Origin of the sequence: Streptomyces sp. NPDC059851 (assembly GCF_042732005.1) — a bacterium.
GTDB lineage: Bacteria > Actinomycetota > Actinomycetes > Streptomycetales > Streptomycetaceae > Streptomyces.
The window spans coordinates 55,261-62,816 of record NZ_JBHWJJ010000038.1 but is presented as its reverse complement, the minus strand read 5'-3'; the positions used below and the strand labels follow the sequence as shown (position 1 = coordinate 62,816).

The 7,556-nt window shown below is 73.1% G+C and carries 6 protein-coding genes; 2 read left to right on the top strand and 4 right to left on the bottom strand.

The annotated features are described in order from the left end of the window. Positions 1-41 precede the first annotated feature (41 nt). Positions 42-1,784: a lytic transglycosylase domain-containing protein gene (locus tag ACFV7Q_RS16135; RefSeq protein WP_385428812.1), complete on the bottom strand. Its 1,743-nt coding sequence runs from the start codon at positions 1,782-1,784 to the stop codon at positions 42-44. Positions 1,785-2,070: 286 nt separating this feature from the next. Between ACFV7Q_RS16135 and ACFV7Q_RS16130 the strand changes: the two genes are divergently transcribed. Continuing rightward, positions 2,071-2,466: a hypothetical protein gene (locus ACFV7Q_RS16130; RefSeq protein WP_385428810.1), complete on the top strand. Its 396-nt coding sequence runs from the start codon at positions 2,071-2,073 to the stop codon at positions 2,464-2,466. A 112-nt stretch (positions 2,467-2,578) separates the two neighbouring features. Further along, the gene (locus ACFV7Q_RS16125; protein WP_385428808.1) at positions 2,579-3,052 is read left to right on the top strand and encodes an SRPBCC domain-containing protein; all 474 of its coding nucleotides are present in this window, start codon (positions 2,579-2,581) and stop codon (positions 3,050-3,052) included. 110 nt (positions 3,053-3,162) lie between these two features. Here the strand turns inward: ACFV7Q_RS16125 and ACFV7Q_RS16120 are convergent, their stop codons facing one another. From ACFV7Q_RS16120 to ACFV7Q_RS16110, 3 genes are all read right to left on the bottom strand, one after another. Then, a complete protein-coding gene (locus ACFV7Q_RS16120; protein WP_385428807.1) occupies positions 3,163-3,864 on the bottom strand; it encodes an alpha/beta fold hydrolase in 702 nt (233 codons plus the stop codon). Positions 3,865-3,926: 62 nt separating this feature from the next. Beyond that, the gene (locus ACFV7Q_RS16115; RefSeq protein WP_385428805.1) at positions 3,927-5,579 is read right to left on the bottom strand and encodes an alpha/beta hydrolase; all 1,653 of its coding nucleotides are present in this window, start codon (positions 5,577-5,579) and stop codon (positions 3,927-3,929) included. Between the two features lie 95 nt (positions 5,580-5,674). Then, positions 5,675-7,546, bottom strand: coding sequence for an AMP-dependent synthetase/ligase (locus tag ACFV7Q_RS16110; protein WP_385428803.1), 1,872 nt, complete (start codon positions 7,544-7,546; stop codon positions 5,675-5,677). Between the last annotated feature and the right edge of the window lie 10 nt (positions 7,547-7,556).

Here is a 7,556-nt window from a genome sequence, read left to right as displayed (position 1 = left end):
CCACCGGGTCACGGTGGCGGCCGGCCGTTGTCCTGAGGCCGTTACGGCTTGACGGCGGACGCCGTCGGGGACGGCGCCGGGGTCTGCGGGGCCGGGGTCTCCACCTTGGCGGTGACGGTCAGGTCCAGGACCAGGACCACCTTCTCCTTGGTGATCAGCTGCAGGTGGTACACGCCGGGGGCGACGTCCGCGGTCAGCAGCTCCGGCAGGGCAATCAGGCCGTCGGCACCGGACGGGGCCAGCTCCAGGCTGAACAGCTTCTCGCCGTCCTTGGCCCCCCTGAAGTACGGGCCCTTCGCCTTCGCCGGGTCCACCGGAACCCAGCCGCCGGTGGCCTTGTCCTGCTCCACCAGCCCGGCGGTCACCTGCGTGCCGGCCGCGGCCTTGCCCGCGGCGGTCGCCTTGATCTGGACGCCCTTGACGGCGGTCCCGGCGACGACCGCCAGCGGCTTGCCCGCTCCCGCGTCGACTCGCGTCAGCAGGTCGGCGGGGGCCGGGGCGGGCTTCGCCGAGACGACACCGCTGAAGTTGACCGTGAACTGGGTGGCGGTGCCGTAACCCGAGGCCCGCAGCGTGAAGGTGCCCGGCTTGTCCCCGGCCACGAGGCCCGGCGCGCCGGCAATGCCCTCGGCGTCGGTCTGCACCACGAGGTGGGACCGGCCCTGCGTACCGAAGTACGTTCCCGTCGTGTCGTCCTCGACCGCGAACAGGATGGCCTGCCCCTTGGCCGGCTTGCCGTCGCTGAGCACCGCCTTGACCCGCGGCACCGCCGTGAACGCGGCCCCGGCCTCCGCCTTGAGCTCGGTGCTGCCGAGCACCTCCACCTTGGCCAGGTGCGGCGCGGGCTTCTCCGGCTCGGCGGGCTTGGAGGGGTTGGTCGGCTTGGTCGACGGCTGCGTCGAAGGCTGCGTCGACGGCTTGGTGGTCGTCCCCGTACCGGTCGACGGCTTCGTCTGCGTCGTGGTGGGGCGCGGGGTCGGCAGCACCGGGTTGGTCGGCGTCGGGTAGGTCCCGGACGGCGGGTTGGGCACCTCGCTCGCACCGTTCTGGTACTGCTTCATGTACCCGACCACGGTGTTCACGTACTCGCGCGAGTTGTTGTAGCTGAGGATCGCCTTGTCGAGCTGCGCCTGGTCCGAGAGGTTGCGGTCGCCCGCGCACAGGTAGAGGCCCGCGCCGAGGGCGGCGTCGTAGATGTTGTTCGGGTCGCGCTTGGAGTCGCCGTTGCCGTCGGCGCCCCAGGTGGCCCAGGTGGAGGGGATGAACTGCATCGGGCCGACGGCCCGGTCGTACGCGGCGTCCCCGTCGAACTCGCCCTTGTCGGTGTCCTTGATCTCGGCGAAGCCCTGGCCGTTCAGCTGCGGGCCGCGGATCGGCTTCTCGGTGTAGCCGTCGGCCTTGAGCCCGTAGCCGGAGGCGTGGACGGACTCGACCCGGCCGATGCCCGCGAGGAGCTGCCAGGGCAGCTTGCACTTCGGGAGCGCGGCAGCCACTGCGGTCTCCGCCCGCTTGTACGCGTCGAGGGCGGTCGCGGGAATGCCGCTGGCCCCCTCGCCCGCGGTGGCGGCCGGCGGCACCGCCGGGTCGGCGAGGTCGTCGGGCAGGTCGAGGCGGGCATCGCCGCGGTCGGTGGCCTGGGGGCTGTCCGGGGTGGGCTCGGACTCGCCCGCGTCGGCGGTGGGCGGGTTGGTCACCACGGCGGCGGTCGTCAGGCTGGCCGCGAGCGCGGCCGTACACAGAACCTTGCGCGAGGTGTTGACAAGGTGGCGGTGAAGCGGCTTCACAGTGCGGCGATCCCCCCAAGGCGGCCGGCAAGTTGTACGGCGGGTCGAGCCGTGAATATTCACTGTCTATCAGGTATTCGTAGGCGACTCACCGGCGCCCCCAAGAGATGTGACACACCATTCGTCTCAACTTCAGCCGGCACGACGACAGAACGCCCGGCGGGCACCGACCGTTTCGGGTTACAGGCTAATAGATCACCATTTGGCCGCTCTTGCCGCTTAGGGATGGATTGACGAGGGGAAACGAGCGGCAGCCGCCCCCACCGTTCGACTAGATTCGGCGTACATGACAGCAGAGGCGCACGAGACGACCTTCCGCCAGCGCGCGGACCGCAAGCGCACCCTCGGGGTGTACCTGCTGATCGGCGCAGGCGCCATCTGGCTCTGGCTCGCCTACCAACTGCTCGCCCCCTTCACCGTCAACTACGACTCCAGGAGCAGCATCGACTGCGCCTCGCCCGTCTTCTACGACGAGGGCGACGGCAAGAGACGCTCGTACGCCGCCACCGAGGGCGAACGCTGCGCCACCGAACGGGACCCGGCCGACCTGCTCGCCCTCCTCACCCTCTCCGTCCCGCTGGCCGTCGCCGGCACCTTCCAGTACACGACGGGCACGGTGACCTTGGCCCTGCGGCGGCACGAGGACGAGTTGGAGCACCTCCGGGCGGAGCGGACCGGCTGACGGCGGGGGGCGTGGCGCCCGGGCGGGCGGGGCGGCGATCACTAGGGTGAGGAGTGCATGCCGGCCGGACGCCGGACCCGCGTGCGCGACGGCCCGAACCGGGAGCAGCGCCATGACCACCGAGCCGATCCGCGTCCCCGACCTTGCGGACCGCCCCCACCGCCTGACCGTCGAGCGCGCGATGCTCGCCTCCCCGCACGCCCTGTACCGGGCGTGGACGGAGCAGTTCGACCGCTGGTTCGCCGCACCGGGGTCGGTCCTGATGAGGCCCGAGGTGGACGCGCCGTTCTTCTTCGAGACCGAGCCCGCCGGCGACCCGCCCGGGCCCGGGCATCCGCACTACGGACGCTTCCTGCGGCTGGAGCCCGACCGGCTGGTGGAGCTGACCTGGGTGACCGGCCGCGCCGGCACGGCCGGCGCCGAGACGGTCGTCACCGTCCGCCTGGGCCCCCACCCCGTCGGCACCCGCCTGCAACTGATCCACGCCGGCTTCTACGACGAGACGGCCCGCGACAACCACGCGTCGGCGTGGCCGCACGTACTGGCCCACCAGGACCAGGTGTTGGCGGGGAACGGCCAGGACTGAGCGCTGGGTTCTTCGGGGCTCCCGGCAGTCTGTCGGCATTCCGGGGCGGGTCGGCCGGGAAACCCCGCACACACTCCCGACCCCGACCAGCCGCCACCCCGGCCCCTCCCCTACGCCGCCCCCACCCCCGCCAGCAGCGCCGCCAGTTCGCGGGGCCGGGAGAACATCGGCCAGTGGCCCGTGTCCAGGGTCAACAGGGCCCAGCTGTCGTGTTGGAGGAGTGCGGCCGCCGCGGGCGGTGGTTCCGGTCCGTCCAGCAGGCATTTCACGTACACCGCCGGGAGCTCGCCCAGCGAGCGGGCGAGGACTGCCGGTTCCGTGAGGGTGGCGCCCGGGTGGGGGGTGGAGCCGGCCACGATGCGGGCGATCTGCTCCTCGTCCAGGCCCTGGCCCGCGCAGTCGGCCGCCGTCAGCGGCGGCCAGGAGCCGCCGTTCGCGGCGATGGACGCCTCGACCTCCGCCCCGCCCGGCCAGCCGGACACGAACGACTCCCCGTCCACGGGGACGTCGGCGTCGACGAAGACCACCCGCGCGAGCCGGTCGCCGATCAGCTCGGCCGCCTGGCCCACCGGAATGCCCGCATAGCTGTGGCCTACCAGGACGACGTCGTGCAGGTCCCTGCGCTCGACGGCGTCGACGATGTCGTGCACGTGCGTCTGCTGGCCCGCCCAACTGCCGGTGTCGCGCCGCTCGGCGAGCCCGGACAGCGTCAGCGGATGGACGTCGTGGCCGGCCGCGCGGAGCTCGGCCGCCACCGTGTCCCACGCCCATGCCCCGAGCCATGCGCCGGGTACGAGTACGAAGTTCCCCATGAAGGAAACCGTATACGAATAGATGTTCGAACAACTGCCCGCCTCACGCCTCTCACCTGCGCTCACTCCTCGCCGGGGCAGGACCGTGTCCCGGACGGCAGGCGGCCGTGGATCAGGAAGCGGTCGACGTAGCCGCGGACACAGGTCGAGGAGGTGTAGCCGGTGTGTCCGTCGCCCTTGTGGTCGACGACGACCGCGGAGCCGAGGCGTTGGGCGGTCTCCTCGGTCCACCGGTACGGGGTCGCCGGGTCGCCACGGGTGCCGACGAGGAGCATGCGCGGGGCGCCGGGCCGCTCGATCTCGCGGATGAAGTCGGTGCCCGCGGGGCGCCCGTAGCAGGCCAGCACGGTCAGCAGCTGTCGCGGCCCGAAGATCTCCGAGGCCCGGCGGAACTCCTCCCGCAGGCCGTCGATCCGCTGCATCACCGCAGCCGGACTCGCTCCGTCGCTGCTGCGGTCGGGGTCGTCGGCGCAGTTCACGGCGGCCATCGCGGCGGCGGCGTTGTCGGCGGGGACGCGGCTCGGCGGCTGCGCGGCCCCACCCGGCTCCGGGTCGGCGGGGGCGCCGAGGCGGAGCAGCCCGCGCGGGTCGCGGTTGCGCTCGGCCAGGGCGAGGGCTTCGGCGAGTTCGGGCCACGACTCGCGGGAGTAGAGGGCGAAGCCGATGGCGGTGACTGCGTCGCGCCCGGTGAAGACGGTGCCGTCCTCGTCGACGAGGGGTGCGACGTCGAGCCGGGCGACGAAGGCCGCCACGTCTTCCTTCGCGGTGCGGGTGTTCGTCCCGTAGACGCAGCCCGGCTGGTGGGCGCACCAGGTCAGGAAGTTGTCCAGGGCCTGCTGCTGGCCCTGTGCCGAGGCGAGGGCCTGCTCGACGAGGGGTTCGGCGAGGGTGTCGACACCGTCGAGGGCCATCCGGCCGACGTGGTGCGGGAATTGGGCGGCGTACACGGCGCCGAGGCGGGTGCCGTAGGAGAAGCCGAGGTAGTCGAGCTCGTCCTCGCCGAGGGCTCGGCGGATGAGGTCCAGGTCGCGGGCGACGTGCACGGTGCCGATGTACGGCAGGACCCGCCCGGAGGCCCGTTCGCAGCGCTCGGCGACGGCCCGGAGGGCGGCGAGCGCGTCCGCGGGGTCGTCGGAGCCGCGGGGGCCGGGCCCCAAGGAGCCGCCGCAGCTGATGGGCTCGCTGTGGCCGACGCCCCGGGGGTCGAAGGTGACCAGGTCGTAGCGCTCGCCGAGTTCGGCGAAGGTCTTGGCGTGGGCGGCGAGGCTCTCGATGCCGGGCCCGCCGGGGCCTCCGAAGTTCAGCAGCAGCGCGCCGCGGCGCCCGGCGCGGGGGCCGTTCGCGGGTATCTCGGCGAGGGCGATGCGGACGGTGCCCTTGGCGGGGGCGGAGTGGTCCAACGGCACGGTGAGGGTGCCGCACCGCATGCCGGCGGGCACGGGCTGCTCGGGGCAGGCCCCCCATCGGATGCGCGGCCCGCCGGGGGACGGGGCCGCGGACGCGGGCGCGGGCTCGGTGGCCGGCACGGAAGATGCGGCAGACGCGGGAACCGGAACGGCCCCGGACACAGGCCCGGACACCTGAACGAGCACGGGGACGGTGGCCGCGGCGACGACGGGGGCGGCGACGGTCGCGTCAGCAGCGACGGTGGCGACAGCGGTGGACACCAGCAGGCAGCCTGCGCCGACCGCGGCGCCGGTACGGGAACGGCGCACAGCACCCTCCTCGGGGCGGCCCCCCGATCCATCAGCCCACCATAGGCGCCCGTCCCCACCCCCGCCGCCCGAGAGCCCGACGGCCCCCCGCCCCCTCATGCCCCGCGGTACAGCTCCTCGATCTCCGCTTCGTAGTCCCGGACGACGGCCGCCCGGCGCAGCTTCAGCGACGGCGTGAGGTGGCCCTTGGCTTCGGTGAACTGCCCGGGCAGGACCGTGAACCCCCGGATCGACTCGGACCGGGACACCAGGCGGTTCGCCTCGTCCACCGCCCGCTGGAGCTCGGCGCGCAGTTCTCCGTCGCGTACCAGCTCCCGCATGGGCATGCCCTCCTTCCTCCGCATCGCCCGCCAGTGCGCGAGCCCCTCCGGTTCGAGGGTGATCAGCGCGGTGACGTACGGCCGGTTGTCGCCGACGACCATGCACTGGCCGACCAGCGGGTGGGCCCGGAGCCGGTCCTCCAGTGGGGTGGGGGCGACGTTCTTGCCGGCGGAAGTGATGATCAGGTCCTTCTTGCGGCCGGTGATCGTGAGGTACCCGTCGGCGTCGAGCTCGCCGATGTCCCCGGTGGCGAGCCAGCCGCCGGCGGCGAAGGGGCCGTGTCCCGCGGTGGTGTTCCAGTAGCCGGCGAAGACGTGCCGGCCCCGGAGCAGCACTTCACCGTCGTCCGCGATGCGCACCGCCGTACCGGGCAGCGGCCAGCCGACCGTTCCGAGCCGCGGTTTCTGCGGCGGGGTGACGGTGCTGGCGCCGGTCGTCTCGGTGAGCCCGTAGCCCTCGAAGACCTCGATGCCGGCCCCCGTGTAGAACGCGGCGAGTCGCCGCCCCAGGGGCGATCCGCCGCTGAGGACGTACCGCACGCTGCCGCCGAGGGCGGCGCGGATGCGCCGGTAGACGAGGGGGTCGTACAGGGCGCGTGCCGCCCGCAGTCCCAGGCCCGGGGCGGCGCCTTCGGCGGTTTCGCCGTAGCGCTGGGCGATGCGCGCGGCCCGGTCGAAGGAGGATGCGCGGCCCATCCGTTCGGCGGTGGCCCGGGCAGTGTTGTAGATCTTCTCCAGTACGTAGGGGATGGCCAGCAGGAAGGTGGGTCGGAAGCCCGCCAGGTCGGCGAGCAGGTCTTCGGTCCGGATGCTGGGGGCGTGCCCGAGCCGGACCCGGGCGCGCAGGCAGCCGACGGCGACCATGCGGCCGAAGACGTGGCTGAGCGGCAGGAACAGCAGGGTGGAGGCGGGCTCTTTGCTGACGGACTTGAAGACGGGGTGCAGCAGTTCGACCGCGTTGTCGACTTCGGCGAAGAAGTTGGCGTGGGTGATGACGCAACCCTTGGGCCGGCCGGTGGTGCCGGAGGTGTAGATGAGGGTGGCGACGGAGTCGGGCGTACGGGCGGCCCGGCGGGCGTGGACGACGGCGTCGGGCACCTGCTCGCCGATCTTGACCAGCCGGGCCACTGCGCCGGTGTCGAGTTCCCACAGGTGGGCCAGCCAGGGCAGGTTCGGCCGTTCGGCGCTGATGAGGCGGGCCTGGGACGTGTCCTCGACGACGCAGGCGACGGCGCCGGAGTCCTGGATGATCCAGCGGGCCTGGAGGGCGGAGGAGGTGGGGTAGACGGGAACGGTGACGAGCCCGGCGGCCCAGGCGGCGAAGTCCAGCAGGGTCCACTCGTAGGTGGTACCGGCCATGATCGCGAGTCGGTCGCCCTCCCGCAGCCCTTCCGCGATGAGCCCCTTGGCGACGGCGAGCACCTCGGCGGCGAACTCGGCAGCGGTGACGTCCCGCCAGGTACCGTTCTGCGCCTTGCGGGAGAGGACGGCGGCGCGGGGGGCCTCGCGGGCGTTGCGGAACGGGATGTCGCCGAGCGATCCGCTGTCCGGGACGCCGGCGAGGGCGGGCACCTCGACCTCCCGCACCACCCCGTCGACGACGGTCCTGACGGGCTCGACCAGCTTCGGCGCGGTCTGCAGTTCCACGGCGCTCTCC